At 58.0% G+C, this 1,389-nt stretch carries 2 protein-coding genes; both read right to left on the bottom strand.

The window, feature by feature from the left end; translation table 11 throughout:
• Positions 1 to 87 precede the first annotated feature (87 nt).
• Entirely contained in the window at positions 88 to 531 is a 444-nt protein-coding gene (locus tag AC1DWI_RS23205) for a DUF4826 family protein (protein ID WP_477671176.1), read from the bottom strand.
• Between the two features lie 130 nt (positions 532 to 661).
• The gene (locus tag AC1DWI_RS23200) at positions 662 to 1,240 is read right to left on the bottom strand and encodes a pyridoxine/pyridoxamine 5'-phosphate oxidase (RefSeq protein ID WP_477671177.1); all 579 of its coding nucleotides are present in this window, start codon (positions 1,238 to 1,240) and stop codon (positions 662 to 664) included.
• Positions 1,241 to 1,389 lie beyond the last annotated feature (149 nt).

Genomic DNA, 1,389 nt, shown 5'->3' with positions numbered 1-1,389 from the left:
ACTTAAGGTTTGTGTACCCACCCGAAGCAAGGCTCAGGCCTGTGATGCGAGCAGACCGAGGTCATTAGAGAAAAAACTTGAAGCGCGTTAAAGCTCATCTTCTTCCCATACCGCAGGGTCATCGGCCCATTCCAGCAGTAACCCGGCCCTCGATGCAAGCATGGGGGCGAGCTCTTCCATGTTCTCTCCCGTACCAATGACCAACGTTGGGTGCCGCTCTCCACGCGCCATGCATCGAGCCGCGTCCTGCCAGAGAGAAGCGATGGCATGCACCGCCTCCCGCGGAGTTCCAGCCTTGCTTGAGGAAACATAGTCGTTCGGCATATCGCCAGAGATAGCCCACCAGCCCACTGAACCAGGGCTCTCAAGGCTTTCGACGGTCCAAATTGAGACATAGGGGGCAAGGTGCCACGCAGGCTCTAAGCCGATTCGGCCATGCACCAAGCCTTCGCGTTGCAAGTATTCGGATACTTCAGCACGGCGCTCTGCACACCACTGGGCTTCAACTTCGGGGTTGTCGTAATCGGGCATTGTTAGGGCCTAACATTTGAGCTGAGTGGACTGTAGCAGCAGGCCGCGCGGAACCGGAACTAACAGCGCGGTGTCACGTGGCCTGCTGTTGCGGTCCGCTCAGATGATGGGTTACTCCCGGCGAGATACCCTAAGGTTGCAGGAACGCTTGCTCCCAGCGGGAACCAATGCGGGAATAGGTCGTGCGCGCATGCAGGCGGCTCTCTTTGAACTCCAGGAACTCAATGTGCTCCGCCTGGAGCCTGAATCCGCCCCAGTTCGCGGGGCGAGGGATTGGCTTGCCATCGTACGCAGCCACGGCGCGTCCGTATTGATCCGAAAGCGACTCGAGGCTTGCGAGCGGGCGGCTCTGCTGAAATGTCGCTGTGGCAATTTGGGCATCCCGCAGACGGCCAGCCCAATGTACTTCGGCCTCCTGTTCCGGTATTACCGTACAAACGCCTTTGATGCGTACTTGCGTGGCGATATGCTCCCACCACAGCGTAATGCCGGTCTTGGGGTTGCGAGCGATGTCCAGGGCCTTGCCAGAGTCCAAATGCGTGCAAAAGACGAAACCCGTCTCTTCCGCTTCCTTCAAATCGACAAATCGCGAACTAGGGTATCCATCCGCATCGATGGTGGAAACACAAACAGCGTTCCTGTGTTTGGACGACCCACGGCTCCTGGCGTCGAGCCATACAGTTTTGAAACGCTCAATGGGACTGCGCATATTTTCTCTTGACGTCTAAGGTTTGAGATGAGCGGCTCGACCCGGCATGCCGGGGTGCGCCCTCTTGATGGAAGGGTCAGGCATTGATGCGGCCACCTTGGCACTCACTGCACTGGCATCCATCGCTCAGCGGTCCATTTGAGTACGGT

The sequence above is a fragment of the Polaromonas sp. P3_C2 genome, assembly GCF_056402675.1.
Note: the sequence above shows the minus strand (reverse complement) of the source record. Positions and strands in the feature narration are given on the sequence as shown.